The sequence below is a fragment of the Nostoc favosum CHAB5714 genome, assembly GCF_020829495.1.
GTDB classification, from domain to species: Bacteria; Cyanobacteriota; Cyanobacteriia; order Cyanobacteriales; family Nostocaceae; genus Nostoc; species Nostoc favosum.
On record NZ_JAIVFQ010000051.1, the window covers coordinates 14,891 to 31,122 of the forward strand.

At 40.0% G+C, this 16,232-nt stretch carries 16 protein-coding genes; 7 read left to right on the forward strand and 9 right to left on the reverse strand.

Annotated features, from left to right (window positions below; all coding sequences use genetic code 11):
• Positions 1-26: 26 nt before the first annotated feature.
• Both LC586_RS25415 and LC586_RS25420 read right to left on the reverse strand, forming a co-directional pair.
• Positions 27-662 (reverse strand): hypothetical protein, encoded by a 636-nt coding sequence (locus tag LC586_RS25415; protein ID WP_229488022.1) that lies wholly within the window; start codon positions 660-662, stop codon positions 27-29.
• Positions 663-684: 22 nt separating this feature from the next.
• Entirely contained in the window at positions 685-1,716 is a 1,032-nt protein-coding gene (locus LC586_RS25420; protein ID WP_229488023.1) for a hypothetical protein, read from the reverse strand.
• A gap of 528 nt (positions 1,717-2,244) precedes the next feature.
• On the opposite strand from LC586_RS25420, the gene LC586_RS25425 reads away from it, so the two are divergent.
• The 5 genes from LC586_RS25425 (at position 2,245) to LC586_RS25445 (ending at position 5,613) form a co-directional block, all read left to right on the forward strand.
• Positions 2,245-2,520, forward strand: coding sequence for a hypothetical protein (locus LC586_RS25425; protein WP_229488024.1), 276 nt, complete (start codon positions 2,245-2,247; stop codon positions 2,518-2,520).
• Between the two features lie 81 nt (positions 2,521-2,601).
• Positions 2,602-3,798, forward strand: a complete 1,197-nt coding sequence (locus LC586_RS25430) for an ATP-binding domain-containing protein (protein WP_229488025.1) — start codon at positions 2,602-2,604, stop codon at positions 3,796-3,798.
• Positions 3,799-3,803: 5 nt separating this feature from the next.
• Positions 3,804-3,974 carry a hypothetical protein gene (locus LC586_RS25435; protein WP_229488026.1) on the forward strand — a complete coding sequence of 57 codons (171 nt, stop codon included), beginning with the start codon at positions 3,804-3,806 and terminating at the stop codon, positions 3,972-3,974.
• Positions 3,964-4,407, forward strand: a complete 444-nt coding sequence (locus tag LC586_RS25440) for a hypothetical protein (protein ID WP_229488027.1) — start codon at positions 3,964-3,966, stop codon at positions 4,405-4,407. The genes LC586_RS25435 and LC586_RS25440 overlap by 11 nt, the downstream gene beginning before the upstream one ends.
• Positions 4,408-4,716: 309 nt before the next feature.
• Positions 4,717-5,613: an Rpn family recombination-promoting nuclease/putative transposase gene (locus LC586_RS25445; protein ID WP_229488028.1), complete on the forward strand. Its 897-nt coding sequence runs from the start codon at positions 4,717-4,719 to the stop codon at positions 5,611-5,613.
• 267 nt (positions 5,614-5,880) lie between these two features.
• Here the strand turns inward: LC586_RS25445 and LC586_RS25450 are convergent, their stop codons facing one another.
• Positions 5,881-9,252 (reverse strand): hypothetical protein, encoded by a 3,372-nt coding sequence (locus LC586_RS25450; protein ID WP_229488029.1) that lies wholly within the window; start codon positions 9,250-9,252, stop codon positions 5,881-5,883.
• A 252-nt stretch (positions 9,253-9,504) separates the two neighbouring features.
• On the opposite strand from LC586_RS25450, the gene LC586_RS25455 reads away from it, so the two are divergent.
• A complete protein-coding gene (locus LC586_RS25455) occupies positions 9,505-9,831 on the forward strand; it encodes a hypothetical protein (RefSeq protein WP_229488030.1) in 327 nt (108 codons plus the stop codon).
• 130 nt (positions 9,832-9,961) lie between these two features.
• On the opposite strand, the gene LC586_RS25460 is transcribed toward LC586_RS25455, so the two are convergent.
• Positions 9,962-11,104, reverse strand: a complete 1,143-nt coding sequence (locus tag LC586_RS25460) for a hybrid sensor histidine kinase/response regulator (RefSeq protein ID WP_229488031.1) — start codon at positions 11,102-11,104, stop codon at positions 9,962-9,964.
• Positions 11,105-11,550: 446 nt separating this feature from the next.
• Here LC586_RS25460 and LC586_RS25465 point away from each other — a divergent pair, with 446 nt between their 5' ends.
• Positions 11,551-12,270, forward strand: a complete 720-nt coding sequence (locus tag LC586_RS25465; protein WP_229488060.1) for a response regulator — start codon at positions 11,551-11,553, stop codon at positions 12,268-12,270.
• A 241-nt stretch (positions 12,271-12,511) separates the two neighbouring features.
• Here the strand turns inward: LC586_RS25465 and LC586_RS25470 are convergent, their stop codons facing one another.
• The 5 genes from LC586_RS25470 to LC586_RS25490 all read right to left on the reverse strand — a co-directional run bounded on the left by LC586_RS25470 (position 12,512) and on the right by LC586_RS25490 (position 16,231).
• Positions 12,512-13,348: a ThiF family adenylyltransferase gene (locus tag LC586_RS25470; RefSeq protein ID WP_229488032.1), complete on the reverse strand. Its 837-nt coding sequence runs from the start codon at positions 13,346-13,348 to the stop codon at positions 12,512-12,514.
• A 62-nt stretch (positions 13,349-13,410) separates the two neighbouring features.
• Positions 13,411-14,103 carry a hypothetical protein gene (locus LC586_RS25475; RefSeq protein ID WP_229488033.1) on the reverse strand — a complete coding sequence of 231 codons (693 nt, stop codon included), beginning with the start codon at positions 14,101-14,103 and terminating at the stop codon, positions 13,411-13,413.
• The gene (locus tag LC586_RS25480) at positions 14,087-14,845 is read right to left on the reverse strand and encodes a prokaryotic E2 ligase family D protein (RefSeq protein ID WP_229488034.1); all 759 of its coding nucleotides are present in this window, start codon (positions 14,843-14,845) and stop codon (positions 14,087-14,089) included. The genes LC586_RS25475 and LC586_RS25480 overlap by 17 nt, the downstream gene beginning before the upstream one ends.
• Positions 14,818-15,642: a hypothetical protein gene (locus LC586_RS25485; RefSeq protein WP_229488035.1), complete on the reverse strand. Its 825-nt coding sequence runs from the start codon at positions 15,640-15,642 to the stop codon at positions 14,818-14,820. Before LC586_RS25485 ends, LC586_RS25480 begins: the two co-directional genes overlap by 28 nt.
• Positions 15,643-15,793: 151 nt before the next feature.
• Positions 15,794-16,231 carry a hypothetical protein gene (locus tag LC586_RS25490; RefSeq protein WP_229488036.1) on the reverse strand — a complete coding sequence of 146 codons (438 nt, stop codon included), beginning with the start codon at positions 16,229-16,231 and terminating at the stop codon, positions 15,794-15,796.
• Between the last annotated feature and the right edge of the window lies 1 nt (position 16,232).

Genomic DNA, 16,232 nt, shown 5'->3' on the forward strand with positions numbered 1-16,232 from the left:
TAATGGGTATAAAATTCAAGTTGGGTTTACCTGATGGCTGATGTTGTTCCTGTGCCATTACCGACAAATATGAAAGTGATGACATCAATGGCAATTACGATGGAGAACGCTAAACCAACTTGAGTAACAATCGGTCGCCAGTCGTTACCTTGCTGTGCTTGGTTATAGGCAAATAGAGAAGCAGCAGCAACCAGCAGCAAGAATGCACCTCGGATGAGGTTGAATGTTAAACCAACAACGTTGGCATCCAAAGTGCTAGTGGAACCGCCTCCGGCTTGGGAACTTTGTTGGGCTAAATTGTTGAAGAAGCTTTCTAACCCGCTTAAGAAAATAGCTTGGGCTGGAGTTGTAAAAGTATCGAGTAAAGCGGTAACAGTGATAATGGCGGCAACAATATGCCAGAAGCGAATTTTTCTACCTAAATACTTTTCTAGAATTGGTACTGTCCGAATTACATACCCAATACTCAAGAAAACAATGGTGGCACATCCCAAAATAGTGACGAATATGGGTTTGGTAGCTAACAAATAAATTCCAATCGCAAGACATAGTAAAATGAAAAGTAAGTCCGTGCGGTTGATTTTCAGGTTTCTCAAGTTGGTTGAAAATTTACGAGATGGCAGCAGTTTTAACTGAGAAATGTGAGATTTTGTGTTGTTCATTTTTTTGTTCTCGTTTGTAGAATTAAACTTGCATTTCTGGTTTGCTAGCTTTTCTTTGAGTTTGTTTCTGGCGTTGCCTTGCAGTATCTTTATCAGTCTGGGCTTGGGTAGAGCGAGTTGATTGCTGATTGTCCAGCAGCGTTTCTATCTCACGCAGGGGGATGCTACACTGCAAAATCTCCGGGGGCTGCCCTGGTACTAAAACGGCATCAAGCTGTTCCAAAACACCTTGTCCAACCGCAATTCCCAGAGATGCCAGTTGACCTGTTAAGCCTGCCAAATTCACCCCATTCACTTCTCGTCCATTGGTGGCAGCTGTGGCACTTAAACGCGAAGCTTCGTCTAGAGGTTCTCTGGATTTGGAGTTTTTAGCAGCAGTTTTATTGGTATTAGCTCTGTTCTGAGTTTTAGAGGATGTTTTAGGCTGAGAATTACTTTGGGTTTTAGTTGAAGTTTTGGCTTGAGTTTTAGTTTGGGCTGCGCTAATACGACTAACAGATGGTTCGTCTTCTTCACCTAAGTCATCTAAGTCGTCAAGTTTAGTGTTGAAATCATCATTTAATAGGTCGTCAAGTTCGTCATTTATATCATCTTTTTCTTCATCTAAATCGAGTAGGTCATCTTCTAATTCATCATCGAGATCGTCTAGTTCTGTTTCAGCAAAACCGCAAATTTCAGCAATGTTAGAAGGGGTGAAGTAGTTTTCATCTTTGCTGGTAATTCCTTCGAGGTTTTTAATCAGGTATTTGCCACTGGTTCTATGGTTGGGATCATTGGTGAGGTAGAAACGATAGCCTCTAATCTCGTCATCATCCCCACCTCCTACACAGAGTTCTACTGTGATGGGGGCTTTACCCGATTCCTGGCTGTAGTTTTCTACATAGGCTTTAAAGTCTTCGTGGGACTGGATAGAATCATCCTGAATTGAGGATGCGATCGCTTTATCCAATGTGTTTTCAATATGGCGGAGTTTACGGCGATCTGTCAGGTTTTCCCATGAGCGATTTTGAGAATTTTGTCTTTGCTTAGGTTTGGTCAGTGTTTTGGTAGCCATAGGTACTCAAAGCTGATTGCCTTAAGAGTTAGCCTAACAAGGCTTGATCTGGAAACAGCTAGACCAAATGGCGATTTATAAGTTGTCCAGTTGGCTATTAACGTAAGTCGTTAGTTAAACAAAAGGTGACTCCGCTTCATTACAAGGTGGAGTTTTGTATTTTATTTAATCCACGTTCCTTAGTCATTAGTCCTTTTTCCTTAGTTTTTTGAATTTGTTTTTGACTAATGACTAATTCCGTATTTCTTACAAGCAGTAGGGGCGGGTTAACAGATATGATCCATCATTCATGAATGTCTCGCTTAACCCGCCCCTACCACCTCTGCACTTCATCTTGAAGAAAAGTATCAATTAGTAGTTGACCTTGCTCAATTATCAGACAAAACAAACTATTCGCCAATTAATGCTGAAGCACTGAAATGTGTTTCAGGTATTAGCAATAAGATATTTAATGATTTACAAATTAATCAAACATCAAATGCTGTTATTCATTTAAAAAAAGATAAAATAGAAACTTATATATCAGAATTGAATAAAAGTGACATTCACATCCTATGTTTTTCTAATGAAAACGCACATAAAATCAATTTATGGATTAAAAGAAAGCTATTAAATTTAGGCGAAAATCTTGCTGTTGGTGACATTGTATTATTCTACAATAATATTAATGTAGATAATCATGATCCATTTGCTCCTATAACATCAATTTATAATGGTGATTTTGGAGAAATAAGCACAATCTTTGAAGCAAGCAAACAAGAAATAAAAATAAAAAATACATCAGTTACTTTAAGCTTTCAATAAGTCAATATTAAATTAAATATAACCAAAAAAGTTATCAGAGTATTACTCATAGAAAATTATTTAAATAATCCCCAAGCAGAATTGGGCAAAGAAGAGAAAATTGCCTTAAAAATTATCATTAACAATCAATTAAAGGAGGAAATTAACGCCTGTATTTTTGAACATTCAGATGAGTATAATCATCTCCGAGACTCTGAAGAATATAGAGCATTAGAACTTGATATATCTAAGTTTAAGATCAGATTAGACAATGGAGAACAAGTTAAGACAAGGCTTGGAGAAAAAGAGAAAGAATTAAACCGTTTATTAAAGAACGCAAAAAAACAATACAGAAGTAAAATTAAGCTGCGACTCCAAAATGATCCTGCTAGTAACTACTTCAAGTTTAAAAATACTGCATTTATTCGATATGGTTATGCAATGACTGTACACAAATCCATGTCTTATAAATGGCCAAAAGTTGTATTTAATACAAATCAAGGGGAAAATAGAGGAAGAACTAATCAAAGCTATTTTAAGTGGTTATATACAGGTATTACTAGAGCTACTTCTCAGATTGTTTTATGCGGATATGAACCAATAACTCCTTTATCTTATCCTAATCTTAAAATACAAAATTCCAGTGATAATAATAATTATAAAGATTTGGTGAAAAGTTATTTTATATCAAAACAAGATGCTGATTTAAGTAAGTTATTATTTGAATCTTTAAGCGAGGATTTAAAACAATATTTTGATGAGCAATTTAAAAATACCGTTTTAATAGGTTTAAGTTTATTTATTTCTCAAAAGATCAAATCTAGTAACTTCAAAATACAAGCAGTCAAACATAACCAATATCAAGAAATTTACGAAATTGCTGAAACTAAAAATCAAAACAAAACAGCAAGAATTATGTTTTCCTATAACAAGGATGGCGAGTTTAGTCCTCCGATTGTACAAAACGCAGAACCTCCACAGTTTAAGGATGAACTATTATTTCTATTGACAAGAAAGATAACTGTTTTTAATATCAGCTTAGAAAAAAAAGATGGGTGGAGAGAGAAACTATACAATAATTTAATCGAGAGATTAAGAAATAGACAAATTTATTTTGAATATATTTCAGAAAATAATCGTCATGATTTGATAAAGTTATTCGGAACAAATGGAGATGGTAAATTATGTATTAAGTTTGATTACAACCAAGAAGGCTTTATTAGCACAATTACTGCCATTTATTGCGATGATCCTAATTTATGGAAGATATTTCAAGAAGTTATTCACGAGTACAATTAACCACAATGTCATCTTCAAAAAAAGACTTTACAAACCTAGCTAAACAAAAACTTGATTCAGGTGATTTTCAAGAAGCCCTTGATATTTACTATCAAGTTTATATTGATTTTTCCAATGAGTGGAATTCATGGGATACTGTTTTTTTGCTTAAATGCTTAAGAAATAATGCTGGCTAGATGCTATTATAAGATTCAAGAAATTGAAAAATCAAAATTGTTAGCAGAATTAATTGGGCTAATAGTTCAAAAATATGATTTGAGACTAACTGATGAAGTCAGCAAAATTCTTAATTATTACCAAATCCCTTATCCAAAGAGTGAAATAGAAGATTATTTAAGAGAAAAACAAACACAACTGATTAAGATATGTAAGCAAGACCAGTTAAGACATGAAAAAGTTTTTCAAGGTAAAATTCATAGAATACATAGCAATCAAAAATCAGGACATTTAAATAGTTATAATAATGAGCGTTATTTTTTCGGAATACGAGATATACAATGTAACAAATCTCATCTTGCAGAAGGAACTGCCGTAGAATTCTTTCTAAAACAATCTCAAAATCAACAAGGAACACTTGAAGATCATGCTGTTATCACTAAAATTATTTGAACTTTCCCAACGAATCTACCGCAACTGATGCAATAGTTTCCCAAGCAGTTCGCATAACACTTGTCAGTTGAAAATAAACTATTCACCAAAAAACTCAGGTATACTGTGGTGTTATCGGATTAGACAGGGCGCGGATTGCAGGAGCAATATAAGGGATGCTTACTGGCGAGATAATGTTAAAGGCTGACAGCCTTTGGACGATTTGTAGTGCGTTGGCGACATACAATTTACACCAGGATAGAAACCTTACCCAGAAGGTGTTTTTTGTCCCGAATGCAGAGATTTGGATGTGTTGGAGGAGTTGCTAGGATGATTGACCATGACAGGCTTTTCAAAGAATTAATATCTACATTCTTTGTTGAGTTTCTCGATTTATTCCTGCCTCAAGTAGCCAGCCAAATAGACCGCGATTCCATCCAGTTTTTATCCCAAGATGTGTTTACTGATGTCACATCTGGTGAAAAGAAAGAAATTGATTTGCTGGCCCAGGTGCGTTATCAGCAGCAAGAGACTTGCTTTCTAATTCATGTTGAAAATCAGTCTTACACTGAATCAGAATTTGCCAAGCGGATGTTTAAGTATTTTGCACGCTTGCATGAAAAATATGATTTACCAATTTATCCAGTTGTGATTTTCTCCTTCGACGAACCAAAACGTGCTGAACCTCAAAATTATCGTGTCACGTTTCCCGATTTAAAGGTGCTGGAATTTCAGTTTGCAGCGATTCAATTAAATCGCCTAAGTTGGCGGGATTTTCTAACGCAGCACAATCCAGTGGCGGCGGCGTTGATGGCGAAGATGAATATTGCGGTGTCAGAACGTCCGCAGGTGAAGGCAGAATGTTTGCGGTTGCTAACAACTTTAAGGTTAGACCCAGCGCGGATGCAATTAATTTCGGGGTTTGTTGATACTTATTTACGGCTGGATGATACTGAGAAGCAGGTTTTTCAAGCGGCTATTAGTACAATGGGATTAGATGAACGGGAGGAAGTTATGGAAATTGTTACCAGTTGGCAACAGGAAGGTGCAGAAGCCGAACGAAAAAAAGTCATTTCAGGGCTTTTGAAGTTACGATTTGGTAATTTAGATACTGATTTAGAAGGCATTATTCCATCTTTGTTACAGTTGTCACCAGATGAATATTTGGGCTTAATATTACAGGCTGACCGTGAGGAGTTATTATTGCATTTTCTAGGACAATCGTAAATGGAAATGGTAACGAGTTGGGAACGAGAAGGTATCCAGAAATAACGAAGGGCAACTATTACTAAAATTTTAAAGCTGCGCTTTGAGGATATTGATGCTTCTTTAGAAGCCATTATTCCCGCTTTGTTACAATTTTCCCCCGATGAATATATGGATTCACTTTTACAAGCTGACCGTGAAGAATTATTATCGCGGTTTCAAAGGTAATCGTAATTTGATAAAAGCGCCTATACTATTTTACGCATTTAAATAATCTCCTTTACCACTTTAGTTCAACTCTATATTCTGACTGCTAACATGGTGTCCATTGTGTGATAACTCCTGTTTTCTGTGAAGTAATCGCTCTCTCTCTAAAATCATCGCTTCTAGCTCACTGGCACGTTCTTCTGAAAGTGGAAATATCTCCTCACCGGTCTGGAGATTGCCTCGACAAATCGTCCGTTTACCTTCATTTCGGACAATAAAATTACCACTGGGTTGCACATAAGCAGTCCAATGGCTACCTATCTTAAACTGCTCAATTTCATTACTTGCAGATTGATTGACTTGTCGCTGTTCGTAGGTAGTAGCGATCGCCCCTACCAAATTATCAAACATTTCTTTACGCCAGAGTTCACGGTGAATGGCTCGGAATTGCCCAGCAGTATCTAACTTTGGTTCTGATTCCGGTAATGGAACTTCTGGCAGATTGATTGACTCAGGATTAACTTTGAGAATAACACTAGAGCCATCTGGTTGCAAAGTAGCTGCAAATGTGGCACCAATCGGCAGTTTCGGACTATCAGGAGCAAAAGTGCCTAAATTCTTACCATCAATCTGTAATATCGGTGTACCGTTGTAACGATAATGCTCTGGATGTGATTCGGGTAACTCAAAAACTCCCACTTCCAAAGTAACGCTGCGCTTTTTCCATTGCTTACTAGAAAAGTTTTCATTGGCGAAGTGATTGTATTTGATACCCAACACTTTAATTTCATCAAATTGAAAATCCTGAAGCTGTTGACATACTTCCTCTGTAAACAGGTTATATGCCAAAGCACCAACACCTGAATCCTGACGTGATGTTGCCCAACTATGATCTGCGGGAGGAATAATTCTCAAATCCTTCGGAATATTAAGGTCATCTAAATCGTTAATGTTTTCGCCAAATTTAGCTGCTAATTTATCAACTACTTTGGGAGATAAGTCTTTTAAAGCAAATTCAATCAGAGGTAATTGAGGATGAATGGTAGCATCAAATTTAATTCCCTTTTGTTCTAAAGATTCTTTCCATTTAATAGCACCTGCACCGAAAGGAACACTCAAAACATAAATATCCTGTGGTAATGCAACGCTTGGCAGTTCATAATCATGCTGAAACGAAAACGTAATTTCCATCTGTTCTGCCAGCTTTAAACAGTCTTTGCGATGCCGATCTAATTCTGGACGGGTGTGTTGTGTGTGCCACAGTGCCGCCGCCCCTTCTCTACGAGACGCTACGCATTGGCGGAGCCTGTCCGCAGGATTTACAAACCGCTCCTCTGAAGTGGTGAATAATTCATCAATTTCTGCCCGATAGCTTTCGTAGAGCTTTCCTAGTTCCTCATTAAAGGCTTCCCTGTCATCTCCCACCCGTTCCTTAATTTCGTCTCTAGCTTGCTGAAACCTAGTTTTCAGTTCTTCTGCCCATTCCAAGGCATCTACAGATAGCGTCTCTTTGGGAAACAGGTAGCGAAACTCATGCCTATCTCTGCTGCGAATGCGTGTTGGTTCCCACAAAGGATTGACTACAACTCTTGCAATAACGTTAATTGAGCCAGGAGCATCCGCAGGCATGGCAAAGGAGCGATAAAGCCGTTCATCTTTCTTAAAGTCAAAGAAGTAACTGGGGTGAGACTCTGACCATTTTTTGGCATCGGCGAGTAAATTTTCCCCACCTATTTCCTTGATATCTTCCAATCTTTCTGCACTTTTGGGCGAATCTACCTCAACCTGAAGTGCCTGAAATAGACGGTTTAGTAGCTTCCTTTGTCGTCTGCCAAATCGCTCTACATTCTCCCCGTCTTGGGGCATCGATGACTGTACACGTCCAATATTTGTTGCTACCAGCCCTACTTTATTTTGACTGCTGGCAGCAGCAATCTCTGCTAAATTTTTGTATTTTAAGTTGCCTTCTTCATCTGTAATTTCCGTATACGCCAGCTTAGGGCGTTGTTTAACTGGCTCAAATCGTCCCGGTTCACCTGCGCGGAGAGTTTCTTGAGCAATATTAGGCAGTTTACTGGCAGAACTAACCATTAATTGGTCGCCATCAAAATCGGCTTGGTGGTATTCCTCAGCATCCTTGGGGTGAATCCAAACTACATTGCGAGTTTTCTTTAATTCTGGATCGTGGATATTTTGGTAGAGGCGGATGTTGTCTGAGTTGACGATGGGGTAACGGGTGAGAATGACATCTCCTTCTGGTAGATGAGGTACACAGATTGTGCCACGAGTTAGGCGATCGCAAGGCATTGCCATACCCGAATTATGGTTGTATCCTCCCTTAATCGCTAAGTCACGCCATTGATTGGCTATGTAATCGGTAGCAAACTTGCGGAATTTGGGGGTTTCAATCAATTGACCATATTTATCGCTGCGTAATAGGGAAATCCAGCGAGATTCCTGTGCTTGATTGTTAGCATTACCCTCAATTTCGTTAAAAGCTTCTTCTGACTGCTCTTGCTGCGATCGCTGTTGTTTATCATATTGTTGGATAATGTATTTTGCCAACACCAAGGGATTACGCTGCAACTCGGCAAGTTCTCTAGCTTTTTCTTGGGTGGGTTTGCTCAAATCTTGTTTGACTGCTTCTTCTGAGTACCAAATGGTAAACTGCCAACTATTATCGTAGCTGGTAGCTTTGGCGTTACCTCGATTACCGATTACCGCTTGGGGAAACTCATAGTCACCGCAGGGTATTAAGTTTTTGAGTTCCGACTTTTTAATGCCTTTAATTGAGGAACGATCCATAATAATGTCGTAGCCTTGGGCATCAGTCAAAGTCGCATCGGGTAGGAAAGTACCTTTGGACAAGAAACTGGTTTTTGGGCACTGGGAATTATCTGGTTCAGCCCAATTACTCCTCCAGGCAAACCGAAATTGGAATGGACAATTGCCTTCTCCTCCCAATTGTTTGGCAAGTTGAGGCGAAATCTTGCCGTGACAGTCTCCTGTTTTATAATGAGCATACTGTGGGTCTTCAAAGTCCACAATTTTAACTCGCAGCCCTGTAAAAGTTTCTGAGCCTTTGTAGCAATTACTAACTAGTAAAGAACCATAGCGACAGGCAGTATCGGGTTCTGTAGCGAATAAGCGTGTAATTTTTTTATGCAGTGAACCATCAGCAAAGTAATAACTATTGCCAGAACTGAAAGCTAACTTGCGTCGGATTCCATCCTGAAAGGTTCTTTGTCTTAAATGGTTGGCATCTGGATTTTTACTGTCAATTTTAACCAGTAGTAGAGATTGTAAATCTTCTGCTTCAAACATCTGTTCGAGCAGAGAATTTTTAATGATTTCTGGTTCAGATAAATATCTCCCTTTACCATTGTTATACGACCCATCAAAGATAGGTATGCTCAAACCAGAACCTTCTAAGACTCTAGTGGTTAAATCCATTACCAATAATCTATTAGATAGCTTATCTAGCAAGCATGAGACTCCAATATTCACCTTGGCACGAAATTACACTCAATAAAATCGTCCAAGTGGATAATTTACTGATTTCATGGCAGACGGTATTTTATACGGTATTAGCTCTGCTAGCAGACTTCCAAGAAAGTTAAATAGCTAAACAGCGCTTTTAATCGTATTATCATTTTTTCACTGTGTTACTTAAGCTACACAATTTTGAAGCTACCACTAGATTTTATGAATAAGAGAATTCAACGGCTAGAAGATGGTTTATTAGTAATGCTTTATGACGATGATCCAGGTTCACCAGGAGATGAGTTGATCACTCCTTCTGATGATATATCCCAAGATGAGCATTACCCTGAATATGCACATCTCAAACCTGGTGAAAGCATAATAATTAAGGAAAATCCTATCAAACCTACATCAGGTTCTTATTATCCAAGTGGATATGAAGATTTAGATGAATTCCTCAATAGCGATCCTGGGGCAATTGATAGACTAGGTGATGAAAGTTCAACTACTCGTGGTTGGCGTCCACCTGAACCAGATGAATCTTGGTAAAACTTCCCTTAAGAAGCACGCATTAATAAGTTACCTTTTTGAATAACTGAAAGCCTTGATTATCAATTCTTTTTGATAAAGTAGGTAAATTATTTCGGTGCAAATACTTAAGCTCGATTTCCAAAATTTTTTATGCTGATAACATTTCTGAATAAGCTGTTTGCACAGGTAAATTAACTGTGAAGATACTGCCTTTCCCAACAGTCGATGAAACAGAGATATTCCCTTGATGGGCTTCAACAATTTGACGGGACAAATATAATCCTAAACCGTTCCCCCGACGTTGATGCTTGCCTTGTCGAAAGCGATCAAATAAGAGTAATTGTTCTTCTGGATTCATGCCAATACCTGTATCCTCTACTTCAATCGTTACCCCTTGAACAGTGGAATTGAGGCGAATTTCTACTGACCCAGCATCGCTGAAGCGAATGGCGTTACCAACTAAGTTAGTGAGGAGTCGGCGTAGTTCCAGGCGATCGCCTTTAACTCTAACTAAAGAAGCTTCAGTACCCTTTGTCAAGACAGCTTTGAGAGTTAAATGTTTAACATCAGCCAAAGGCATTAGTTCTTGCACTACTTGCTGACATAATTCCCACAGGTCAACCACAAAGAAATCCAAAGTTTTGCCTCCAGCTTCATACTGGTAAACTTCTAACAAGGTATCGACCATTGACAACAAAGTTTGGTTACTCTGAGCCATTTGTTCTAAAGATTCACGCATTGCTGATAAGGTATTGCCAAAAACACCTCTTTGCAGCAACTTTAGGAATTGGTCAGCAGCTATCAACGGAGTTCGCAGGTCGTGAGTGAGACGGGTTACAAAATCTTCCCGTCGCTGACTAAGGAATAGTTGTTCGTCCATACTGTGTTTCAGTCTCAACAAAGCCCGCACCCTGGCCAGTAATTCCTTCTTATCTACTGGCTTGCAAATAAATTCATCTGCACCTGCATCTAAACCTTTGACGACACTTGATTTTTCAGAACCTGTCACCAGCAAAATTGGGATAAAAGGTAAGTTTGAGTTGTGCTTAATTTGCCGGGTAACTTCGTAGCCATCCATATCCGGCATCACTACATCAAGCAGTACCAAATCGGGAGGAGATTCGGCAATTTTTACCAATGCTTCAGCACCACTGTCGGCTATGATCACGTTGTATCCCTTCAACTTTAAAGTGACTTGCAGCAAGCGGAGGCTGTCAGCTGAGTCATCCACCAGCAGAATTTTTTGGTTTCTTTGTTCTGAAGTTATATTCCAAGATAAAGTGTTCTTCATAAAACGCAATTGTTAATCTGCCTATGTGTAAGAGCCAGGGTTCTCGCTTAGAAATAAGCTACATTCTCCTGTAAGTGTGATGTGGACAAAAGTCAGAATAAACTGTATTGGTTTCAGTTTAACTTCAGTGCTTTTATATTTTTTTATACTTTGGGAAGATTTTTTCAGAGAATTTTCAGATTAAACGATGTCCATTTTGAACACTGGAGCTTTTTCAACAGCCAGTTGAGATATGTAGCCCTTGATATATGAACTTTTCAACCAATACTGTAAAAACTACTGGTTTCAACCTGGATGAGGTTTAATAACATTGAAATGCCGCTTTCCATCTCAATAGCCACATTTTGGCTAAATAGCTAAAACTTTTCGTCCAATGGAGTAATCCTTTCCTTGAAACCATATTCGACAGTTAAAAAAGTATAGTTACCAAGCTGCTGAGGTAAATGATGGTAGATATTCGAGTAGCAATTATTGAAGACCACAGCTTAACGCGGATTGGGATGCGTAGTTCTCTCAATGAGCAAGAAGGTATTCAAGTCGTGGGTGATGAAGCTACAGCCTCCAATGGGTTGAAACTGCTCCAAAGTACAAAACCAGACATAGCGATCGTCGATATTGGCTTGCCGGATAGAGACGGAATATGGCTGGTGCAGCAGTTTCGGGAATCTTTAGTGTCGGAAACAGCAGCACAGACTAAAGTAATGATGCTCACTTCCTTTGCTAAAGAGCAAATGGTACTAGCAGCGTTTGCAGCCGGGGCAGACTCTTACTGTGTGAAGACAATTAAGTTCGAGTTGTTGTTGGAAGCGCTGCATATCACCCATGAAGGTCAGTCTTGGATTGATCCAGCGATCGCTCGTATCGTTCTCAAGCATACTCGTCAAGGAGCGGCGGCTATGGTGAAACCGAGTGCTACTCAGACGGTAACGATCTCTGCAATTGATCCAGAGCAAGCAAGCATTCTGCAAGCAGACCCACTGACAAATCGGGAACTGGAAGTCTTGGAGTTAATTGTCCAAGGCTACAGCAATAACGAGATTGCCCAGAAACTCTATCTCAGCTTGGGAAGTGTAAAAGTATATGTGCGTGGGGTTTTGAACAAGCTTTGTGCAAGCGATCGCACCCAAGCAGCTGTATTAGCGTTGCGGGCTGGTTTGCTTAATTGAAGTCACTGTACAGTTGCTTCTGTACAGTGCTTGGTTGTTAACTTGAGAGGGGAGCGATGTCTACGACGGTCACTGAGGATTTGTGTAAAAATAACCTGAACAATTTTTGTCTGAAAGCTAGATTTAGCAAGCTATTCCAAATAAATTTTGTACAACTTATTTTTACATGATGCCTGAGCTTTGTCGTACCCTACGGGAAGCAAGCTACGCGCAGCGTCTCGTAGAGAAGTGCTGGCTACGCCTACGCGCAGGATTGACCGAGGAGAATCGCCTGTATAATACTGGCTTGCGTTGTATACAGGGATTTTCCGCTACCACTCTCTAAGTCGAAATAAGTAGCAAATCGTCGTAGTTTCCCCGTCGTCAATTGCAACAAATAATCAAAGGCTTCCGCAGCAACTCGCTGGTTAATACTCAAGGACTGGCTATTAAGCAACGCCATTTGTTCACAGGACAAGTTGTTGTCTGCCAACTCTTCTAGTTCTGAAACCAGTAGATCGGGTTGCTGTACAGTTGGCGCAGGTAAGCGAAAGCAGCCTAAAGCCTCAAAATCATAGTCATTGGGGTTAGTAGACAGATGGGAACCTAATAGTACTTGACCACTACGCTTGGAGTTACCGCAATCCAAATGCCAAATGTGAGGCGCAGGGCGATGAGTGTTGTGCTGAAGTACTTGGGTAATTGACTCTCTGGCTTTGGCATTATCTACGCAAGCAGTAACAACAATCAGAGTATTATAACTGGGGACAATCCATTCGGGTTGGAAAGGTTGAGCGATCGCTGTAACTTCCATCTTCCAAGCCAGGGAATAGCGCAGCGCCAGGGTTTTGGCTTTGTTGAGTCCGATTTCTGCATCACAGAAGCACTGGCGTAAAACGTTAGTTGACTCAACATGATCCGGGTCAACAAAGTAGAGTTTCACCTGTTTACCTTGCTGAGAAAGAACTCTGCCTAACCGAACCAAAGAAGGAGCCAGCCAAGAACCAGTACCGCCGCACCCAACTAGCCACAGTTCTATCTTCGAGTAGTTGACAGTTACGACAGGAGAAGCATTTGCCAAATCAAGATTTAGCTCCATAGTACAGTTGGTTAAATTGATACAGTTATCGGTGAGGGAACAGACATTTGCTAAATTGAAATTCACCTCCATAGCTTCTCCATCACATTTACAGGCGGTACATCGGTACTGTAAAATTTGCAGCCAGATAAAAGTGAGACATCAACCATAAAAAAGTCTCGGTCGATGTCAAACACTGCTCTAGCAGGTACATCCCAACAGTGGCGAAACAGTCCAACCCGTAATTTAATCTCTGTTTTCAGGGTATTAACTCTACCTAGTACCCCATAGATGCGAAAGCCAGATTCGTCAGCATTATCGGTGGTAGAGAAAAAGGCAGGTAAAAAACCGTGGGAATGGATGTCTACAGCCGCTTTCTGGTGGGAAGAGTCACTACCAGAATGAGTTGGCTGGCAGCTAGTTGGAGTTTGAATTTGCTCTGGGACTTGTAAATCCCAGCCTGCATCAGTACAGTGGAGGTGAAAGAGAATTTCATGAAATTGATTGCCAGCTTGATAACTCGACCGCCACATTTCCAGTAGTAGCGGTTTGGGAATTAAGGGAGTGACTTTGAGATAAGGTGTTAGGTGAGGTAGCCCTTTGATAGTTTGGGAACACAAGCAAATAGGCATTAATACCTCTATGCCAGGACGAATGGCTCTAGCAAAGATGCCATTTCCGGCATAAAGGTACTCTAGTCCACTGCTGGTGTGTGTTGGCAGAGATGAAGTTGTGACAATTTTGTAACCAATAATACCTTCAAGCAATGGGTTCATCGAGGATTTTCTGCACAAGCATAGCGACACTTTTTTGATTGCCGATAGGCACAAGGTCAGATACAGGATAGGTTGCACGTCTACATCTTTTGTGCAGTTTTAGAAGTTGCTGGCGAACATCCTTGCGGTATTTTTGTGATTTACTTATTGTTAAGTGGTTAGTGAAAATACTGGAAATAAATAAATTCCAAGTATGGTTAATTGATAGACCATTAGCAGCAGGTGGTTCGTTCACTCCCCAACAGACCTGTCCAGAACTGTAGACATTGGGTAGTGGCACATGAAAAGCTGCTGCTTGAGGAGTAAACTCCTGTTCTTGAATTGCCCAAACCCAATATTTTAATCCCTTCCCCACAAAAACTATTGCAGGTAGCGGAACAGTTAAAGATCCAAGTTCATCGCAATTGATTGTATGAGTGGCTGGTGCTATGAATTTTACCAAATATGTGTCTGTACTGCCCGTACCCCAACGCACAATTCCTGGTTCCATCCAACCAGTATCAATGGGTTCGTTGCTGAAAGCAATTCTCAGGGCTGCGGGTGAGATACATTTGTAAATATGAGCATCGGCAATTTCTTTGTCTCGGTGGTGCAAGATGTAAATGCCATCCAAAAACAGCAATTCTGCTTGAATTACTGGAGATTTTCGGGGAGGGTCTGCCAAAATTGCTCGTAGAATTTCGCTGGATAGAATTGGTGTCGATGTAACGTCGATTAACGTGGTTTCAATGCTTGTTTCCATAATTTTAGTAGGATTTGAGCATGAGGTTTTAAGTCTGCTTCTAGCCAATCAATTAAGTTGGCTGCACAGTTTAGCATTCGGTCGGCTTGCTGCCATTTTCTGGTGAGTAAATCAATAGATGCTTTTGACCAAGGTAGAGAGGTGCGGTCAGGTTGATAGTAATAATCGTCTGCGTACTCGTCCAACCAAAGGTTTTTAGTTTCATGATCTAGCAGCTTTAAAGTTAAAGGCAGAAACTTTAAAGGATTATCTAAGTGATGACACTGGCGTTTCAGTTTTTTGTGGTCAATTTTGTCTGGGTGGTCGATGTCACTGTACGTAATTTCGTAAATTGCAAATTCACTATCAAACCAATCGCTACCTTCTGGGTGTATGTCATCGAGCCAACGGCGACTGTCATGGCTAAAAGGTAAAAGTAGTTGCCAACCATCTTTGAGATGTTCAATTTCTCCATCCATTGTCCAGTCAATACCCATTGGGGTAATAGGAATGCTATGCAATCTTTGTTCGTAGGCTGTTTCTACAGTCCAGTGAGATAACGGAAACAGATGAGTGTAAATCAGTACAATGAATTCCAGTTCTCTGGGACTATGGCAATCTACATCTGTAGGTGGGTAAATAGTGGCTTGGCTGGCTTTCCATTCAGTAGGAAAGTAGTGCTGATACAGTGCTAGTAAGGAGTAAATGTTGAGTTGGGTTTCCAGATAATCAAGTGATTCTGTGGCATCTAAGGTAAATTGGCACTGATAAAGACTATAAATTGCCTCTGCCATACTGAGGGGTACAAGGTGAGACATCTTTTAGTACAACTAGTTATTTATGGGGTCGGAATTGAATAACAAAAAGACAGAGGTAGGGTTTGGGGTCTACTTCAATCAAAATGCTAACTGCTGTAATGTGGACAATCATTTACCCCTCAAGTCAATTTCCAACTCCTTTTATCAGCACTCAAAAACCTTCAAGGATAACGCTAGATGTAGGAGTGCAGGCTGTTAGGGATTTTAGAGTTTGGTTGAGTGACTCAGAAAATTCTGTTCCAGCTGCGATCGCCTCTTCAATTTGGACTGATAGCTGTCCTGCATTTTCCCAGTTAATTCCGGTGATGATTTGACGTTGACGCATTTGGTAGCACATTTGGACTGCGGGGTTGATTTCTTCAGGAGCCATTATCAGGCAATCTAGAGGAGAAGTACCTTTTTTACCGGGCTTCTTGATGATATGAATGGGTTCTCCTGGTTTCCGCTCAATGTCTGCGTTTGCCAGTTCAGCACAAAGAGGAGTAAAGGCATCCCGTAGTAATTGGTCATTAATGGCGATCGCTTCTGGAATCCAGTGTTGTTGACCTTCGTAGATAACAAGTAATTTGTTACTATTTGTAGTATTCATG

Coding starts and splice junctions, on each gene's coding strand:
- LC586_RS25415 (WP_229488022.1), bottom strand. CDS start 662: ATGAACAACACAAAATCTCACATTTCTCAGTTAAAACTGCTGCCATCT.
- LC586_RS25420 (WP_229488023.1), bottom strand. CDS start 1,716: ATGGCTACCAAAACACTGACCAAACCTAAGCAAAGACAAAATTCTCAA.
- LC586_RS25435 (WP_229488026.1), top strand. CDS start 3,804: ATGTCATCTTCAAAAAAAGACTTTACAAACCTAGCTAAACAAAAACTT.
- LC586_RS25440 (WP_229488027.1), top strand. CDS start 3,964: ATGCTGGCTAGATGCTATTATAAGATTCAAGAAATTGAAAAATCAAAA.
- LC586_RS25445 (WP_229488028.1), top strand. CDS start 4,717: ATGATTGACCATGACAGGCTTTTCAAAGAATTAATATCTACATTCTTT.
- LC586_RS25450 (WP_229488029.1), bottom strand. CDS start 9,252: ATGGATTTAACCACTAGAGTCTTAGAAGGTTCTGGTTTGAGCATACCT.
- LC586_RS25455 (WP_229488030.1), top strand. CDS start 9,505: ATGAATAAGAGAATTCAACGGCTAGAAGATGGTTTATTAGTAATGCTT.
- LC586_RS25460 (WP_229488031.1), bottom strand. CDS start 11,104: ATGAAGAACACTTTATCTTGGAATATAACTTCAGAACAAAGAAACCAA.
- LC586_RS25465 (WP_229488060.1), top strand. CDS start 11,551: ATGGTAGATATTCGAGTAGCAATTATTGAAGACCACAGCTTAACGCGG.
- LC586_RS25470 (WP_229488032.1), bottom strand. CDS start 13,348: ATGGAGCTAAATCTTGATTTGGCAAATGCTTCTCCTGTCGTAACTGTC.
- LC586_RS25475 (WP_229488033.1), bottom strand. CDS start 14,103: ATGAACCCATTGCTTGAAGGTATTATTGGTTACAAAATTGTCACAACT.
- LC586_RS25480 (WP_229488034.1), bottom strand. CDS start 14,845: ATGGAAACAAGCATTGAAACCACGTTAATCGACGTTACATCGACACCA.
- LC586_RS25485 (WP_229488035.1), bottom strand. CDS start 15,642: ATGTCTCACCTTGTACCCCTCAGTATGGCAGAGGCAATTTATAGTCTT.
- LC586_RS25490 (WP_229488036.1), bottom strand. CDS start 16,231: ATGAATACTACAAATAGTAACAAATTACTTGTTATCTACGAAGGTCAA.